Genomic DNA, 18,317 nt, shown 5'->3' on the forward strand with positions numbered 1-18,317 from the left:
CGACAAGACGGCCCTCCGACCGACTGTGATTGCTTCGGTCCACTGAGCCGGATGTATCACTCGCGGCGCGGGCGTAGCGCTGCGAAGAGACCGAATACGGCGACGACCACCAGCCACAGCGTGGCTCCGAGGCCTGCGGTGACGACCGTTCCCCACAGCATGATGAACGGACCGTATTCCGCCACTCGGGCCCAGTATCCGCAGGGACCCACATCCTCCGGTATGGTCGCGCATTCGGGGTGGCCGATAGCCGCGAAGGCCAGAGTCGCGAGCATCGGAATCGCGACGGCGACGGCGAGTACGATCGCCAAGCTGCTGACGGGGCGAGAGAGGACTGCCACGCGGTCGGACTCTAGTACGGGGCCGAAGGTGTCACCGCATGGCGCCTATCCGAGGTACACCCGGGTAGACCCGGCAGCGCCGCGTCGGAAGGCCGGCGACACCCGGCCCGCCGGACTCGCGGTTGTGGCCGCCCTCATGGCCGTCGATTCTGCGCCGGCCCGGTGGGCCCGAGGACTAGGTCAGCTCCATCAGCCCCCGGGTATCCCACGGCATCGGGCCGGTGGGGAAGCTGAACCGGACCATCCGGTGTGCAGGCGCCACCTCGAAATGCGCCACGGCCGGCGGCAGGAACCCGCTGAGCATCTTCTCCAGCAGTGCGTTCAATCCGGACAGACGTGGTCGCAGCCGCACCTGCCAACAGTCGATCCGTCCTGCCGGGACCTCGACCGGGGCGCGCTGTTCGACCTTCGCGCTGAGCGGAATGTGTACCGAGAAGGCCAGCCAGCAGGCGAGGTTCTCCTCGGTGTGCTCGGTGAAATCGAGGCCGCGGAGCAGAGTGAGACCGGCGGCGAGCGGCATGAGGTCGGCCGGGAAGGGCGCGATCCCCCCACCGAACTGTAGATGGGTGGTCCCCAGGAAGTTGGCTTCCTCCCTGCTCACCAGCCGGCCACCGGAACGGGTTTCGGCGCGGTAGGTGGAGGCCAGGAGGCGGCCCTCGACGCGTTGGAACCGCTGGTCCACAGTGATCGCGAATCTCCCGTTGGTGGAGGCGACCTGCACGGACGAGTGGTACTCGTCGCCGTCGTGGCCGATCGCGCTCACGAGCTCGAGCGCGGGGGAGCCGTCCGCGACGCTCACGGTGTAGACGGACTTCTCTCCGTCCGGAATCTCCGGATCCCGGAAAATGCTGTCGATCACAGGGTTTCCTCCTGCGCCGCCACGCCGAAAACCGTCTTCAGCGTCCGTACATACCGGTCGACGGAATCGTGTGCCACCGGGGTGTCCGGGTAGATGACGCTGAGCGTGGTCTCGGTCGCCAGCCGGTTGATCCAGATCAGAACCTGTTCGGAAGCGGCGCGGTTGGCGTAGAGGCCGCATCCCGCCGCGTCGAAGAACTCGTTGCCGAGGAGTTCCCGGGCATCGACGTAGGAGATCATCGGGCAGGACCAGCCCGGTTCCACATCCAGATCGGAGTCGGCGGGCAGCAACTCCACCACGCGCTGGAACGAGGTGGGGGCCAGCCGCAGCCCGTTCTCGTAGGCGTGCTGCGCGAGTGTGACCACCCGGTCGAACGAGGCGGCGGCGAGTGGGAACGTCACCGGCAGCAACGTCACATACCAGCCGACCGAGGCGCGTTCCGCGGGACTGCTGCGGGTGCTCACCGGGGTCATGCCGAAGTAGTAGTCGCTGTCGATCAGTTCTCGTTCGGTCAGCGCCGCCGCGGCGAAGATCCCGCCCACGAACTCCGCGCCGTTGCGCCGGCAGCGTCGTTCGAAAAGGGAGGCGGTGGCCTCGTCGAACAGCGTCACCGTGCGGTGCGCGCTGCGGTTGTACACATCGGTGCGCCGGCCCAGATCCAGCGGGAACGACGGCAATCTTCCGTCGTTCCCACGGATCAGTTCCAGCCATTTGCCGACCCCGGGCGAGGTGAGGGTCATCTGCCCGGTATAGGCCCGCTCGACCGTGCAGTAGTCCAGGTAACTGGCCGCCGGTGACAGCATGTCCGGTGCCTCCGGCCAGACCTCACGGGTGTAGAGCAGGGCAAGGTCGAAGCCGGACAGATACTGCCCGAATCCGTCGGTGTGCAGGTGATCCACCGCGAGATAGACCGTGGTCGAACCCTCGCGTTCGATCGTGCCGAAGGTGAAGCAGTCCCAGTCGAACGGTCCGGGTGTGGTCTTCTGCACGTGGTCCACGACAGTACGGGGGTCGTCGATCCGGCCGCAGTCGACCGGCACGAACTCGACATCGCGCTCGGGTACCAGATGCCGTTCGAGCGCGCCGTCCGCGCCGATCCGGAACCAGGTCCGGAAGGTGTCGTGCCGCAGCAGGAAGGCATTGACCGCGCGGGTCATCGCCTTTCGGTCGAGATCGGCGGTGGGTATCTCGGCGGTCACCACGCACAGCCCGGAATACCGGAACTCGGCCGCGGCGTGCCGGTGGGCCAGGCGCAGATACTGCTCCTGCTGGTGCGAGGGCGGGGCCGGGTGGGCCGGCGCCTGCCGGGCGCGCGTCACCGATTCCGGTGACGCCACCCAGCTGGTCAGCCGGCCCGGTGCCGGTTTCCAGTCATCGATCAAACCGAAGTCGACCATGGTGCACCCTCGTTTCGACGACTGCCGGTCACGATATGGCTCCCACCCGGACCGGCTCGGCGGCACTACCGGATACGGGCTTCGCGAGCGGCGCGATCGGGCCCGGACCCGCCGGTTCGTTCGTCGCTTCCCCGGCAAGAATCAGCTCGGCCACCTTCGGCCCCGCCTGTTCCAGGCTGAACGAGCGGCCCATCTGCAGTGACATCAGATCGATGCCCAAGGTTTTGGTGACCCGGGCGCCGAGTTCCACTGCCATCAGCGAGTCCAGGCCGAGTTCGGGGACCGGGACCGTCAGATCGATGGATTCGACCGGGACGCCCATCACCACGGCGAGTTCCTCGGCCATCTTGCGGGCCACGAAAGCGCCCCGTCTGCCCTCCTCGATCGCGGCCACCTCGGCCCGCAACCGGGCCATTTCCGAGGTGTCCTTCGCGGAGACCTGCGCGAGCGCGAGGGTGCGACCGGTGCGGGTCAGCTGGGGGAAGGTACCGGTCAGCTTGGCCCAATCGGTCGGGATGACGGCCGCCCGCGAAGCACCCAGGCGCAGCACCTGTTCCAGGTAGGCGGTGGCGTCGGCCATATCGATCGGATCGAAGCCGACCAGATCGAGGTACTTGACGGCGGTCTCGTCGGCGGCCATGCCACCGGACGCGCCGGACAGGTGTCCCCAGCCGATGCACAGCGCTCGCTCGCCCGACCGGGCCCATTCCTGGGCCATCGTCTCCACGGCCACATTGGCCGCGCAGTAGTTGTACTGGCCGTAGATGCCGTACATGGAACCGCCGGAGGAGCACAGGACGAACATGTCGAGTGTGATCCCGGCGTCGGCCACCGCCTGATGCAGGATCCGGGCGCCGTGCACCTTGGGCCGGTAGACGATATCCAGCTCGTGGTAGGTCATGGCGTCCAGGCGGTTGTCGGCCACCGATCCGGCCGCGTGGAACACCCCGCGCAGCGGCTGCCCGCCCGTATGTGCCCGGTCCACGATCGCGGCGATCGCCACCGGATCGGTGACATCGGCCCGTTCTTCGATCACCTCGACCCCGGCGGTCCGCCACGCTTCGAGCTGCCGGCGCGCCTCCTCGGTACTCGCACCGCTGCGCCCGACCAGGACCAGCCGCCGGGCACCGCGCAGCGTGAGCCAGCGTCCGATGGCCATGCCGAAGCCACCGAAACCGCCGGTGATCAGATAGGTACCGGCTGCTTCGATCTCGACGCCGGGCAGATACGGCCGCACCGAGGGCCGCGGTGAATCCATTCGCAGTGCGATCCGGCTCAGGCCGGTCGAGCGGATGGTCTCCTCGAATGCGCTCGCCACATCGTCGGTCTCGAACGATCGGTACGGCAAGGGTGTGTATATGCCCGCGAGCACCTTCTCGTAGACCCGCTGCAACAGCGCGATCAGCCGCTGGGCGTCGACCGCGACCAGGCGGTCCAGGTCCATCGAGTAGTACGCGACATTCTTGTCGAAGTTGGCCAGCTCCAGCAGGCCACCGGTGTAGATATCGGCCTTGCCCACCTCGACGATGCGCCCGAATTCGGCGACGGCGTGGAAATTCTGGCGCAAGATTTCGCCCGGTGCGCTGCTCAACACCACTTCGACGCCCTTGCCCTCGGTGAGGGCCAGTACATCGTCGACGAAGTTCAGCGAGCGCGAGTCGATGGCGTGATCGGCGCCGAGGGAGAGCACATGCGCTCGGCGTTCGTCGGTGCTCGCGGTGCCGATGATCCGCGCCCCGCGGTCCTTGGCGACCTGGATCGCGGCCGTGCCGACACCGCCCGCGGCGCCGTGGATCAGCACCGTCTCACCCGGTTGCAGCCGGGCCAGATCGTGTAGCGCGTACTCGGCGGTGCCGAACGCGATGGTGCTGGTGCAGAATCCGGGATCGGCGTCCGCGGGCAGTGGGATGGCCCGGGCCCGGTCGACCACGACGAACCGCTGCATCATGCCCTTGGTGGCGATCGCGACCTGATCGCCCACCGCGATATCGGTGACCCCCGCGCCGACCCGTACCACTTCGCCGACGCCCTCCATACCGGGGACGGTGCCGAAGTAGGTCGGGGCCAGTTCCCGCTCCCCGAGCAGGCCGATGACCTTCAGCGGATCCTTGTAGTTCAATCCGACGACCTTCATCCGGACCTCGAGCCGGCCCGGCTCCGGAGCCGGGCGCGGGCACCGGCGCCACGCCAGGGCGGACAGCACCCGGCTGCGCGGCATCTCCAGCGCGAAGTTGACCTCGGGGTCGGTCAGGGGTTCGGCGGTGTCGAGTTGTTCCAGACGCTCGGGCAGCGGCTTGGTCACCAGCGGCGTCCACCGGGTGCCGCCGCGCAGCGCGACCTCGTCGGTGTTATCGCGCCAGAACGCGCCGGGAACGGCGAGTTCGGTGACCAGTACGGCGGTTTCGGTATCCGGCTCGACATCGATCAGCCGCCACCGCAGCGCGGTCTGCTCGTTCAACAGCACCCGGTGCGCCCCGGCCAGCGCGGCCTGCCCGGGGTCCGGCGCGGCCGGATCGTCCGGTACCGCGAACGCGCGTTCGGTCACCAGGGTGACGTGACATTCGCCGTCACCGAAGACGCTGCCGGGGCCCTGCTCGTCATCCGGCGGATGCGCGAAGATGTCGATCGCCACCGCCACCTGCTCCAGCGCCCACAGGGCAGCGATATCGTCGGCGACCGTGCCCGCGACCACCACCACGTGCAGCCGGTCGCAGGCGTCGGCCCGGGCCGCCTCGAGTGTCGCGGCCAGACCGGCCGCCGGCTCCTCGCCCGGCAATCCGACGAGGTGCAGCCGGGATCCGGGAATCGCCTCGGCCAGCGCCTCCGCGCGGCTACCGGCGCCGCCCAGCGCGAGCACCACGGTGCTCACCGAACCCTGCGGCAGTGCCGCGGGATCGAGCGGGTCCCGCCGCTCCATGGTCTCGACGTAGTAGAACTCGGCCATGCGGCGCAGCGGGTCCTGCCCGGGCGTGAGCGCGCCGATCTGCAGGCCGCTCAACCGCATCACCAGGTTGTGATCGGCATCGAGGAGATCGACGTCGGCCCGCAGCCGCGCCGTGGGATCGCGCCGGGCCACCACGGTGATCCGCTCGGGCAGCGGCGCGACCAGTCGCGCGGCCGCCACCCCGACCGGCACCAGAGTGCCCTCGTCGACCCGGGCTTCGGCGAACAGCAGCGCCACGGTCTGCATCGCCGCATCGACCACGGCGGGATGGGCCAGGTGTCCGGAATCGGCCGCGATACTGCCGTCCACGGTGGCGACCGCCGTGTCCCGTCCGACTCGCGCGCTGATCACCCGCCGGAAGGACGGCCCGTACTGCAGTCCCGCCGCGGCCAGGCCGGTGTAGAACATCGCCGGGTCGATGTCGACACCGAGCTCGATCTCGGGCACCTCGACCTTGATCTGCCTGTGGCTACCGGTCAGTGTGCGACCGGTCGCGTGCAGTGTCCAGGCCGTGCCGGTGGCCGAGCGGGAGCGGATCATGAAACGCCCACTGGCCTCCTCCACGGTCAGCGACACCAGCGGTACATCGGGCGCGCCCATGATCAGCGGTGCGACGAAGCGCACCTGCTCCAGCGCCACCCGCTCCACACCGAGGCGTGCCGCGGTCGCGCTGAGCGCCGCGTCCAGATACGCCGCACCGGGCATGATCTTGACGTTGTTCACCACATGGTCGGCCAGCCACGGCAGCAGTTCGGTGCCGACCTGCAGCAAATAGTCCGGCCGGCCCTCGACGTCCGGATCGCCGAGCATGGCGTAGGTACCGGGGGTGCCGAGCCGGGCCTGCTCGAACAGGGGCAGCGCCGAGTGCAGTCGGGTTCGCTGCCACGGGTACCGCGGCAGCGGCATATGCGCGGTGGCGGGCCGGTTCGCCGGGAACAGCGTGTCGAGATCGAGCACCCCCGCGCCGTACAGGCCGATCAGGGTGCGCCGCACGCTCTCCGAATCGGGTTGCTTGCGGTCCAGCGTCGGTACCGTGGTGCCGTTGACGTCGGCGCCGAGCAGGATCTCGCGGATATTGCCGGACAGCACCGGATGCGGCCCGACCTCCAGGAACACCCGGCGCTCGGCAACGATCGCGGCGATCGCGTCGGCGAAGCGCACCGGCTCGCGCACATTGGCGCACCAGTACTCGGCGTCCCATTCCGCGCCGGTCACCTGTGTGCCGGTGACCGAGGAGAACAACGGAATCGCCGGTGCCTGCGGTTGCAGCGGCGCCAGCACCTCACGCAGTTCCGTGAGGATGGGGTCCATGAGCCGACTGTGGTACGGCACCTCGACCCGAAGGCGGCGTGCGAAAACACCGTCTTCCGTGAGTGTTTCGGCGATCTCGTCCAACCGGTCGACATCACCGGAAAGGGTCAGGGCGCTCGCGCTGTTGATCGCGGCGATATCCACTCGCGGGTCGTCGCCGACGAGTTCGCCGGCCTGTTCGGCAGACATACCGACCGCGAGCATGCCGCCGGACCCGGCGGTCCGCGCTTGCAGCCGGGCCCGGTGATACGCCACCAGTACCGCGTCGCGCAGCGACAGCATGCCGCTGATGTAGGCGGCGGATACCTCGCCGACGCTGTGGCCGACGATGGCCGCGGGTTCGATACCGTACTGCGCGAGTTCGCGGACCAGCGCCACCTGCACCAGGAAGTTGGCCGGTTGGGCGACCTCTGTACCGGTGACCCGGGACTCTTCCGCCGGCTTCAGCAGTTCCTCCGTGATCGACCATCCCGCGACCGTGCGGAACTCGGCGTCGATCTGCGCGGCGGTATCGGCGAACACACCCTCGGTGGTGAGGAGTTCGCGAGCCATGCCCCACCACTGCGGTCCCATGCCGGAGAACACGAAGACCGGCTCGGTGGTCCGCGCCACGATCGTGCGCACCGCGTCCCGGCCCTGGCCGCCGGCGAAGGCGCGCAGGTCGTGTATCAGGTCGCCGGTTTCGCCGAGCAGCATGCCGGTGCGGTATTGATGGTGCGCCATCCGGGTCCAGGCGGCCTCGGCCAGCCGGGCCGGGTCGGCGCCCGCGTCGATCAGGTCGGCGAACCGGCCGGCCACTGCCCGTGCGGCGCCGGTGCTGCGGGCCGAGATCGGCAGTACGCCGTAGTGCCCGGGCTCCGGCGCTGCTCCGGCGACGGTCGCGGGGCGGTATTCCTGCAGGATGGCGTGCGCGTTGGTGCCGCCGTAGCCGAACCCGTTGACCGCGACCGACATCGGGCCGGTATCGGCGGGCAGCGGCCGGGCTTCCAGTTGGACGTGCAGGCCGAGTTCGTCGAACGGGATATCCGGGTTGGGCTTGTCGAGCCAGCCCTGCGGCGGGATGGTGCGGTGCCGGACGGCCAGTGCCGCCTTGATCACACTGGCGATACCGGCCGCGGCCTCGGTGTGCCCGAGGGTGGACTTGACCGAGCCGACTCCGAGCGATCCGGTGCGCCCGGCCGGTACGCCGAACACCCGGCCCAGCGCGCGCAATTCGACCGGGTCGCCGACGAGGGTCCCGGTCCCGTGCGCCTCCACGTAGGTGATCGACTCCGGCGCCAGCCCGGAACGGGCGCATACCGCACGTGCCAGCGACTCCTGGGAATCCACATTGGGTACCGTGATCGCGGTGGTGCGGCCGTCCTGGTTGGATCCGGTGGCTTTGACGACGGCGTAGATCCGGTCGTTGTCGCGTACCGCGTCGTCGAGCCGCTTAAGCGCCACCATGCCGGCGCCTTCACCGCGGCCGTAGCCGTCGGCGGCGGCGTCGAAGGATTTGCAGCGCCCGTCGGCGGCCAGGAAGCCGCCTTTGCACATGAGTACGAAGGTTTCCGGCTGCAGCATGACATTGACGCCGCCCGCCAGCGCGACCTCGCAGTCGCCGTTCTCCAGCGCCTGGCAGGCGAGGTGAAAGGCAACCAGCGACGACGAGCACGCGGTATCCACCGTCAGCGCGGGACCGACCAGGTCGAGTGCGTAGGCGATCCGGTTGGACAGCATGGTGTACGACGCGCTGGCCGGGGTGTGCATATCGGTGTGGAACAGTGCGGGCCCGACCACGCCGATCACCGACTGGTCGACCACGAAACCGCCGACGTAGACCCCGACCGATCCGCCGGCCGCGCGGCGCGCGATCCCGGCGTCGTCGAGTGCTTCCCAGGTCACCTCGAGCATCAAGCGCTGCTGCGGATCCAGCACGGTCGCCTCACGCGGCGAGATCCCGAAGAAGTCCGGGTCGAATTCCCACGGATCGATCGTCATGAAGGCGCCACGCTTGGTGTAACTGCGGCCCGGGGTCCGGGGTTCCGGGTCGTAATAGCGGCGGTAGTCCCAGCGGTCCGCCGGCATGTCCACCACGCCGTCACGTTTGTCCAGGACGAAATCCCAGAAGGTTTCCGGTGAATCTATCCCACCCGCGAACCGGCACCCTATGCCGACTATTGCGATATCCGACATGCATATCCTCCCGAGTCGGAAGTAATTGAGAGCCAACGTGTTAAGGGCGAGCTACGAACCGGCCCGCGCACCTGGCGACGGCGTCAGCGTAAAGGTCGTCACAGGGTGGCCGACATGCTTCAGGGGCACTTCACAAACGAACAACACTCTGTTTGTGGGATCTCGAATCATCCCGGCCCGCCGCTGCGCAACCGGTTGGTTCGGCCTATGTTCCGCATGTCCGGCGATCTGTGCCAGAACCACATTTCTGTTGGGAGGCAGCTTTGTTCGGCGAGTTCACCCACTGGATCGATCTGATCGTCCGGCGCCGATTCGTCGTGCTCGGGGTGGTTGTGCCGGCCCTGCTGGCGCTCGGCGGATACGGCCTCGGGCTCGGCGATCGGCTCGGCGTCAGCGGCTGGGACGATCCAGGATCGGAATCCGCCCACGCCCTCCGGCTGAAGGACGAGGCGTTCGGGCGCAACCATGTCGCCGACGTGATCCTGCTGTTCCACGCGCCCGCCGGCGCGACCATCGACGACCCGGACTTCGCCGCGACCGTGGTCGCCCACCTGGACAGCCTGCCGAAACGGTTCCCGGCCGAGATCGCGAGGATCAACGGCGCCTACTGGCCCACCGGCACCGGACTCGCCCTGCCGGACATCTTCGGCACCGAGCAGCGCGACCACGCCTTCGCCTCGGTCGCTGTGCGCGGTGACGATGACACCACGGTGCTGCTCAACTACCGGAAGATCGCCGACCGGCTCACGATTCCCGGCGTCGATATGGAGGTCGCCGGCGGGCAACCGGTCGCGCTGGCCCTGAACGACACCATGGCACACGACCAGCGGCGCATGGAGCTGATCGCGATCCCGGCGGTGGCAGTGCTGTTGTTCTTCCTGTTCGGTGGGGTGGTGGCCGCGGCGCTGCCGCTGCTCGTGGGCGGGCTGACCGTGCTCGGCGCCTGGGGAATCGTCCGGCTGCTCACCCATCTCATGGAGGTGAACTCGTTCGTCTCCCCGGTGGTGTCGATGATCGGGCTCGGCCTCGCCATCGATTACGGGCTGTTCCTCGTGAGCCGGTTCCGCGAGGAACTGGCCGCCGGGCACGAGGTCGGGGAGTCGGTGCGGCGCGCGACCGCGACCGCGGGGCGGACCGTGGTGTTCTCCGCCACGATAGTGGTGGCCGCATCGGGTGTGATCCTGCTCTTCCCGCACGGATTCCTGCGTTCGTTCGCGCTCGGCGCCATGGTGACGGTGGCGCTGGCCGCCGCTGTCTCGGTCACCGTCTTGCCCGCAGTCCTGGCGATCCTCGGCCGCCGGGTGGATATGTTGGGATTCAACAGCTTCCACTCCCGCCGGGCGGGCACCGACCAGCGGAACAATCCGTGGGGCCGGGTCGCCGGGTGGGTTATGCGCAGGCCGCTGCTCGTCGCGGTGCCGGTGCTGGCGGTCCTGGTACTGCTCATCGTTCCGGTGCGCGATATGGCGTTCGGCGGGATCTCCGAACGTTTCCTGCCGCCGGAGCATCCGACCCGCACAGCGCAGCAGCATTTCGACGAGATCTTCCCGCTGCGCCAGATCAACCCGGTCGACCTGGTGGTGATCACCCACGACACCAGGGATATCGGGACAGTGGTGGACCGGGCGAATACGGCACCCGGTCTGCGGACCCCGTTCCCGCCGGCCTTACAGGCGCAGTCGCATCTGGGCGTTTTCACCACCTCGACCGTGCTGCGCGACGCGCACGATGCCGGCGAGACCCTCGGCTACCTGCGGTCCATGCCGGTGCCGAACGGTACGACGGTGCTGGTCGGCGGGCAACCCGCGGTGGAACGGGACAGCGTGGCCGCGCTGGTGGACCGGTTGCCGCTCATGACCACGCTGGTCTTCCTGGTCACGACCGTGTTGATGATGCTCGCCTTCGGGTCGGTGGTGCTGCCGTTGCAGGCCGGCTTCCTGAACCTGCTCGGGCTCGGCTCCACCCTCGGCATCCTCACCTGGATCTTCATCGAGGGGCACGGCGCCGGAGCGCTGGGGTTCACGCCGCAGCCGATCATGGCACTGGTACTGGTCCTGATCGTCTCGGTGATCTACGGGCTGTCCACCGACTATCAGGTATTTCTTCTGGCCCGCATCGCGGAGGCGCGGGCGGCGGGCGCGACTGTCACCGAGGCCGTGCGCACCGGTATCGCGCGCACCGGCTGGATCATCACCGCCGCCGCCCTCGTCCTACTCGTCGTCTGCGGGGCCTTCGCATTGTCCGACCTGGTCATGATGCAGTACATCGCGGTCGGCATGGTGGCGGCGCTGTTCATCGATGCCACCATTCTGCGGATGCTGCTCGTCCCCGCGACGATGAAAATGTTCGGACGTGCCTCATGGTGGGCTCCCGGGTTCTTCCGCCGTCGGCGCTGTGGGGAACCCGAGGGCCCGGTCGCCGCGGCGGACGGGCATCGGCGCGGGAACCTCCCGCCCGTCGCGGAAGCAGGGGAGCCGCTGGTCCAGGCCGGCGAGCGGTAATGCGCTTGCCCCGGGCAGGGCCGCAACGCACAGCGTTGCCGGTTCGATGCCGGTGTGCGGGCGGCGCAATCCCGCAGGAGCCGAATCCCGTGTCGGTTGGGTGGTCATGGCGTGAAGGAGGCCGCAAAGGCCGGGATCTGACTCGGGGTGAGTGTCGATCCGGGCCAGTGGGCCGTCGAGTACGTCGATGAGGACGGCCGGTTGCCACGACGCGGCCGGTGGAGTGGATTCGGCAGTGCCCGCGAAATAGCCGGCGCAGACCGTGACCGACAGCAGTGTGGTGAGGGTCGCGCGCACCGTGCGCGACCGTGAACGGGTGCCTCGGTGGTGGGCACGGTCGGCGAACGAGTCGAGCATGGGTGCTCCGAACGGAAGGGGCCGAGGGGCCGGAGGGAGGAGGAGTCCTGCCTCATATTCGGTGTATTCGACGTGATCGTCTCGTGATCTTCTCGAATATCTGATTGTTCACCGAATCCAACAGCGATTTATTGGTATATGGGACGGTGTTCGAAGAGGCTGACCATATGGCGCAAAAGTCCCTCGGCGCAGCGTTATTCGGCCGATTTCTGTGAGCAGGTCCAAATCCCGTTGTCGGCAATTCGTGACGTATCCAGTACATATGCGCGGAGACCGGAGAACAGGGTTGGCTCTCGTATTGTCGGCGCAGCTTCCTCGTGGTGAAAACCGCTCCGCGGCACGGGAAGTCGATCGTGCTGTTCTCCTCAGGAAGGCCCTTCATGACAAGACCGACCTCCGCCCGTCTGCGGGCGGCCGTGTTTCTGGCCGCTACCGCGGTCACTTGCGGACTCACCACGGCGAGTGGCCATGCACAGCCCGCGGCAGCGCCCACGGAGCAAGATCTGGCCGCCTATATCGCGGCCGGGCGCACCGGACAACCGATCGCCGAATCGGGTAGCGCCAGCGGTTCGGCGTGTAATTCCGGCAGCGGTGCGGGGTCGGGAAACGGCTCCGGCGACTGCTACGGCGGATCGGGCAGCAGCTCCGGCTTGTCGGGTGGGTACGCCTCCGACACCGTCGGTTACGGGCCGGCGCAGACCTCATGGCTGGCGGCCTTCGGGTACGGGCTGGCCAACGGGGATGCCGCCCCGCCGGGATCAAACGACTGGAACTGCAAACCTACCGCCGAGCATCCTCGTCCGGTGCTGCTGATCCACGGCACCTGGATGAACGCCTACAACGGGTTCGCGTTCATGGGTCAGCCGATCAAGGACGCCGGGTTCTGCACCTTCACCTTCAACTACGGTCGCTCCAACCTCGTGCAGGGCGGCGGTGTGGGATCGGTACTGCCCGGTGTGATGGGTACCGGCTACATCCAGGACTCGGCGAAGCAGCTGGCCGGGTTCGTGGACCGGGTGCTGGCCGCCACCGGCGCCTCCGAAGTCGATCTCGTCGCCCACTCACAGGGTGGGTCGATGGCGAACTGGTACACCAAATTCGAGGGCGGCGCGGACAAGGTCGGCAAGCTGGTGACCTTCGGCGCCACTCACCACGGGACCTCCCTGGACGGGATCGGGGCGCTGGGCCGGGCCATCAACAACTTCGGCATCGATATTCTCGGGTTCATCGAGATCTTCGTGGGCCACGCCGGCATCCAGCAGACCATCGGATCGGATTTCGTCAACCAGCTCAACGCTGCCGGGGATACGGTCGCCGGGGTCGACTACACCGTGGTCGGTACCCGCTACGACGAGGTGACCAACCCCTATGATCTGACATTCCTGCAACCCGGCCCCGGCGCGACGGTCCGCAACATCACTCTGCAGGACGGCTGCGAACAGGACCTGTCGGATCACCTGACCCTCATGTACTCGCCCCGGGCATTGTCCATTGCGCTGCAGGCCTTGGATCCCATCCGGTTTCCGGCACTGCAATGCTCCTTCAACCCGTGGCTGATCGGAGGTGCCGGAAAGTTGTGACCGGTCATGAGGCGGGCGCACCCACCGGATCGGCAGCTTCTCCCGCCCGCCGGATCGGGTGCGCCCGGCCGCCGTGGCGACGCGTGGGCGTTTCCCTCTCACGCCGTTGGCGTTTGCAGTCGAACGGCGGCAGTACGTCCACCGAGTGGCTGTGCCGCACAGGCCGCTCCCCGAATTACCGCCTCCGGCCGTACGAGCGACTCGCGAACACGTTTTCCGCCTGGGCGCCGCTCGTCGGTCGGCGTTCGTTTCCGGCGAGCTGCGAAAAGTGAGCACCGACCCAGATCGGTGCAACGAATCTGCCGACAGCTCTCGTCAATCGGAAGATTATCCCTGTTCAGCAGCGGTGTATGACAACCGTTGCTCCCGCCCGAAAGAGGAGTAGAAGGTGAGTAATCGCTCAGATTAGCCTGTGACAGCAGTAAGCGCTTCACGGCACCATCTGTTGCCGCCGGGCTGATCGGGTCCCGCGGCTTCCGCTGCGGGGCGTCGTTCGGCACTGCGGTGACAAGGAGGTCACAGGTAATGATCGAGAACATCGCCCTCCGCGCACCCGAGACGCGTTATCGCACACCGGTACCCGATATCCCCCGGCTCGCGCGGGAGATCGTGGCACACCTCGCCCGCACAGGCGTCCCGTGCGCTGTCGGGCCCGAAGATACTTCCGGTAGCGAACTCACCGCGGTGGCCCGGTCCTGCCTGGTCTGGATCATCCGGCGGTTGAACGGTGAAGCCGTGCCCGACCAGATCGAACGGCTCGAATCGGCTGCCGCCCGCTGGGCCCACTGCGGTGTTCCGATCGGTACCGTCCTGCACGCAGTCCACCAAGGCCTGAAAAAGGGTGTGGATCTGCTGTTCCCCGTCGCGCACCCCGGCCATGGATTCGATATCACCACCGGAATGACCGCGGTGGTGCAACTCCTGAATTCGGTCACCTCCACGGTCAGCAGAATCTATGTGCGCGAACTCAAAAGCCGCACCGCCGCGCACCGGACCGCCGTCCACACGCTGACCTCCGCACTGCTCAGCGGCCACACCACCACCGCGGCAGCCAGGGAATGCGGGATTGCGGTGGCCTCCCACTACTTCGTGCTCGCGGTGGCGATCCCGGCCCACCCGGACGAACGAAAGCCCGGACTCGACCGCCATATCGTCGCCCGCCGAAAACTGCGCCGCGTGCAATCGGCTCTCGCCACCCGATCGGACAACAAGGCCCTGTCCCTGCTCTCCGTCGACGGAGGAACGATCCTGCTCCCCGCCGAACCGGATACCGAACCGGCGGTAGACGAGCTCGTGCACGACCTCTCCGCCGCGGCGCAGATCCCGCTCACTGTCACTGCCCTCTTCGCCGTGACCGAAGAGATAGCCGCTGCGACGCGGCACGCCCACGAACTCCTCGACACCGTCGAACACCTCGGGCTCGGTCCGGGCGTGCACCGCTTCACCGAATTGGCCATGGAATACCAGCTCACCCGGCCCGGGATCGGACAAACCGTCCTGCAGCAGCGACTCGCCCCACTCGACGACCACCCCGACCTCGGACACACCCTGCAGACCTACATCGCCAACAACCGCAACCGGCAACGCACCGCCCGCCAACTATGCCTCCACCCCAATACCGTCGACTACCGGCTGCAACGCATAGGCGAACTCACCGGCCTGGATATCTCCGACGCCAAGGCCTGGTGGTATCTCCACGCAGCACTGATCACGCGCACCGCGTCACCACACCGGAAGCCGGCCCGGGAGCCGGTGGACCGAAACCACCCGCGGCAGCGCACCAGCGTCGACCGGAAGCCGATATCGGTTGGGCAGGCGGGGTCTGCGGCTGGTGGATCTCGCTGCGACGGCCACACCGATCGCTAGGAGCCGGCGGGCGCACCGGCTTCGGCATCGAGCCATGAGCCGATCATTCGAGCTGTCATCTCGATGGCTTCTCGGCGGTCTTCGTCGGTGATGCCTTCGGCCGAAGCGCGCAGAACCGCGGCGAATCCGGTGTTGAGGAAGACGAATGCCATGACGTCGTAGCGGTGGTCGTCGCCGGGACCGAGGCCCTGGATCAGCATCACTTTGACCAGGAGACGCAGGCGTGGCTCGAACTCCGGTAGGCCGCTGCTGTAGAACTGGACGCCGCCCACCAGGGCTCGGACCAGGCCGGCGTTGGCGACGAGTTCGTCGGTGACGGTGTGGAGGATATCGGAGATCAGAGCTTCGAGGGCCGTGTGCGGTAGCGTCGACAAACGCTGGGTGAAGCGGCGTTCGATGGTCTCCAGCAACCGCTGCAGGAGTTCTTCGACCATGACCGAGCGGTCCGAAAAGTACCGGTAGACGGTACCGATACTCAGGCCTGCCTCGGTGGCGATCCGATTGGTCGAGGTGGCGGCGATACCCCGCTCGCCGAACAACCGCGCCGCGGTGTCCAGGATGTGTTCTCTGGTGGCTTTCGCGCGCTCTTGACTCGGCCGCCGCCGCGGGCCGGCCGCTTTGGGCGGCATCAGTGGCCCTGGAGTGCGCCGGCCCGCCAGGCGGCGTGCGCGAGGCCGATATCGGTCGTCGCCGGTTCGTCGTAGAGCCATTCGCGGGCTATGCGGTGCCAGTTGTTGCCGGCTCGGAGTTGGCCGAGCAGCGCGAAGGTGAACAGGTCGGCGCGCCGGGAGAAAACATGCTCGCGGGGGAGTAGCTGGTGCCGCATGCCGCGGAACCGGGTGGACCGTGGATCGATGGCCAGCACCACCGCGCCGGTGGCGAGTTCCGGGGTGACCGTGATCTGCTCGTCGAGCAGGTGCCAGCCGGCGGCGGACCACACGTATTCGAGGCATTCCCGGATGTCCACACCCGAGTCCGGGTCGATGATCCCGCGGCCGACCCAATTGTTGTAGAGGTCTTCGGCGCGGTGCTCACCCGCCGCGCGCAGGCATCGGCGTTCGAAATCGACATCGGTGGGATCCATCCGCTTGTAGAGACCGAAATCGACGAAGGTCAGCCGGCCGTCGGGAGCGAGCAACAGATTGCCCGGGTGGGGGTCACCACAGAATTCGTAGTCGGTGAACAGGGCGTTGATGTAGAAGCGGCAGATCAATTCACCCAGCCGGTCGCGTTCTTGTTGGGGGAGCTCCTGCATGTGTTCGAAAGACTTTCCTTCGACGAACTCGGTAACCAGCACTCGCGGCGTGCACAGGGGCGCCACCACATCCGGTACCGCGATCAGCGGGTGCCCGCGGTAACGATCGGCCACTCGGTGCTGGGAGCGCGCTTCGCGTAGATAGTCCAGTTCACGGGTCAGGTTTTCGGCGACCTCGTCGAGTACAGCGCCATCGGCCGCGCTCGGCAGCGCCGATTTCCACAGCCTGCTGAAGAACTGCAGATTCTTGATGTCGGCGACCACGGCCTCCCCGACGCCCGGATACTGCACTTTCACCGCTACGGTGCGGCCATCTCGCAACACCGCGCGATACACCTGCCCGATCGAGGCGGCCGCGACCGGGTCCTCGTCGAAATCGGAAAAGACGCCACTGAGCGAACCGAGTTCGTCCTCGACGATTCCTCGCATGGCGGCGAACGGCACCAACGGTGCCCGGTCACGCAGTTCGCCCAGTTTCGCCCGGAACAATTCACGATGCGATTCGGGGACCAAGTCCACATCCAGCACCGACAACATCTGGCCCAGCTTCATCGCCGCGCCCTTCATGCTGCCCAGTACAGCCACCATCTGCTGCGCCGCCTGCAATGTCGAGCGCTCGGCGAGAATACGACGAGCCTGTTCGGGCCGTCCGATCATGGCCAGCCGGGTCCCCACCCCGCGAGCGGCCTGCCCGGCAGTGAGCCGACCGAGCCTGCCCGCCCGGGCCAGCCGCCCCGAAGTGACGTGACCGTCCACCGGCAGACCTCCTCGAGCCGTTACCCACGCCGTCGCGAACCGTGCAGTGCCGGAACCGGCATCGAGCCGAATCAGCACATCCGCTGCCTCATTGTTCAAGACCACATCGCGCTGCGGTCCCGGACCACTCGACTTCGGCGACGGCCCAGCCGAACAGTGCCCGGCTTGTGACCTGGCACAGCGCACGCAGCGGACTCTCCGCGGCGAGCAAGCAGGCACCGCAGACCGGCCGGCACGTCGACCTCAACCGGGACGGCACAATCTCAGAGCCGGTTGCGAATATCCTCCCGCAGCGCCTTCTTGTCGTTCTTGCCGACCTTCGTGGTCGGCATAGTGTCGAGCAGGACCAACTTCTCGGGCAGTTTGGATCGGGCGATCCCGGCTCGGTTCATCACCCTGACCACATCGTCCAAACCGACGGCGAACCCGGCCTTCACAGTGACGTAGAGGCAGGTCCGCTCGCCCAGGACCGGGTCGGGCATGGCCACCGCGGTCGCCACTTCCAGGACGATCCCGCTCACGGCCACCACCACCGCCTGGGCGCCGAACGGGGCCCGATGGCCGCACCGGTGCCCGAATACCCCATCAACACCGTATTTGGCAGGATCGTGCACCGTGAATGTGTCGGAAATCGTCTACAACGTTGTGGTCGTCACCCATCTGCTCGGTATGGCGGCGGTGGTCGGCGGATATGCCGCCGGTCGGCCCACCGTGAACGAGGTGATGGTCTGGGGTGCCCGGGCGCAGCTCGTTACCGGGGTGGTGCTGGTCGGCATGGCGGAGTCCCTGACCTCCCTGGACAAAGACCTGAACATGGTGAAGATCGGGGTCAAGCTCGTGATCTCCGTGCTGGTGGCCGCCTTCGCCGAAATGGGCCGGGCCGACGCCAAGCGTGGGAAGGATCCCGCGTGGATGCCGGACGCGGCGGGTGGGCTGGCGATCGTGAATGTGCTGATCGCCGTGCTCTGGAGCTGA

The 18,317-nt window shown here is 67.6% G+C and carries 11 protein-coding genes; 4 read left to right on the forward strand and 7 right to left on the reverse strand.

Annotation, left to right across the window (positions count from 1 at the left end):
* Positions 1-56: 56 nt before the first annotated feature.
* The 4 genes from IG75_RS0102290 to IG75_RS0102305 form a co-directional block, all read right to left on the reverse strand.
* Complete coding sequence (locus IG75_RS0102290) at positions 57-341, reverse strand: hypothetical protein (protein WP_156058592.1); 285 nt, start codon at positions 339-341, stop codon at positions 57-59.
* A gap of 175 nt (positions 342-516) precedes the next feature.
* Positions 517-1,200: a hypothetical protein gene (locus IG75_RS0102295; protein WP_156058594.1), complete on the reverse strand. Its 684-nt coding sequence runs from the start codon at positions 1,198-1,200 to the stop codon at positions 517-519.
* Positions 1,197-2,597, reverse strand: coding sequence for a condensation domain-containing protein (locus IG75_RS0102300; RefSeq protein ID WP_030519444.1), 1,401 nt, complete (start codon positions 2,595-2,597; stop codon positions 1,197-1,199). The genes IG75_RS0102295 and IG75_RS0102300 overlap by 4 nt, the downstream gene beginning before the upstream one ends.
* 28 nt (positions 2,598-2,625) lie before the next feature.
* On the reverse strand, positions 2,626-9,027 hold the full coding sequence (locus IG75_RS0102305) for a type I polyketide synthase (RefSeq protein WP_030519445.1): 6,402 nt from the start codon (positions 9,025-9,027) through the stop codon (positions 2,626-2,628).
* A gap of 263 nt (positions 9,028-9,290) precedes the next feature.
* On the opposite strand from IG75_RS0102305, the gene IG75_RS0102310 reads away from it, so the two are divergent.
* From IG75_RS0102310 to IG75_RS0102320, 3 genes are all read left to right on the forward strand, one after another.
* Positions 9,291-11,528 (forward strand): MMPL family transporter, encoded by a 2,238-nt coding sequence (locus tag IG75_RS0102310; protein ID WP_081876586.1) that lies wholly within the window; start codon positions 9,291-9,293, stop codon positions 11,526-11,528.
* Between the two features lie 737 nt (positions 11,529-12,265).
* Positions 12,266-13,465, forward strand: a complete 1,200-nt coding sequence (locus tag IG75_RS0102315) for an esterase/lipase family protein (protein ID WP_036512075.1) — start codon at positions 12,266-12,268, stop codon at positions 13,463-13,465.
* A gap of 525 nt (positions 13,466-13,990) precedes the next feature.
* On the forward strand, positions 13,991-15,331 hold the full coding sequence (locus tag IG75_RS0102320) for a PucR family transcriptional regulator (protein WP_063834084.1): 1,341 nt from the start codon (positions 13,991-13,993) through the stop codon (positions 15,329-15,331).
* On the opposite strand, the gene IG75_RS0102325 is transcribed toward IG75_RS0102320, so the two are convergent.
* The 3 genes from IG75_RS0102325 to IG75_RS0102335 all read right to left on the reverse strand — a co-directional run bounded on the left by IG75_RS0102325 (position 15,328) and on the right by IG75_RS0102335 (position 17,863).
* Entirely contained in the window at positions 15,328-15,960 is a 633-nt protein-coding gene (locus IG75_RS0102325; RefSeq protein ID WP_030519449.1) for a TetR/AcrR family transcriptional regulator, read from the reverse strand. The genes IG75_RS0102320 and IG75_RS0102325 overlap by 4 nt on opposite strands.
* Positions 15,960-17,342 (reverse strand): ABC1 kinase family protein, encoded by a 1,383-nt coding sequence (locus IG75_RS0102330; RefSeq protein ID WP_030519450.1) that lies wholly within the window; start codon positions 17,340-17,342, stop codon positions 15,960-15,962. Before IG75_RS0102330 ends, IG75_RS0102325 begins: the two co-directional genes overlap by 1 nt.
* A gap of 263 nt (positions 17,343-17,605) precedes the next feature.
* A complete protein-coding gene (locus IG75_RS0102335) occupies positions 17,606-17,863 on the reverse strand; it encodes an AMP-binding enzyme (protein ID WP_245713120.1) in 258 nt (85 codons plus the stop codon).
* A gap of 148 nt (positions 17,864-18,011) precedes the next feature.
* Between IG75_RS0102335 and IG75_RS0102340 the strand changes: the two genes are divergently transcribed.
* Positions 18,012-18,317: a hypothetical protein gene (locus tag IG75_RS0102340; protein WP_051714362.1), complete on the forward strand. Its 306-nt coding sequence runs from the start codon at positions 18,012-18,014 to the stop codon at positions 18,315-18,317.

It is taken from the genome of Nocardia rhamnosiphila NBRC 108938, assembly GCF_000720425.1.
GTDB classification, from domain to species: Bacteria; Actinomycetota; Actinomycetes; order Mycobacteriales; family Mycobacteriaceae; genus Nocardia; species Nocardia rhamnosiphila.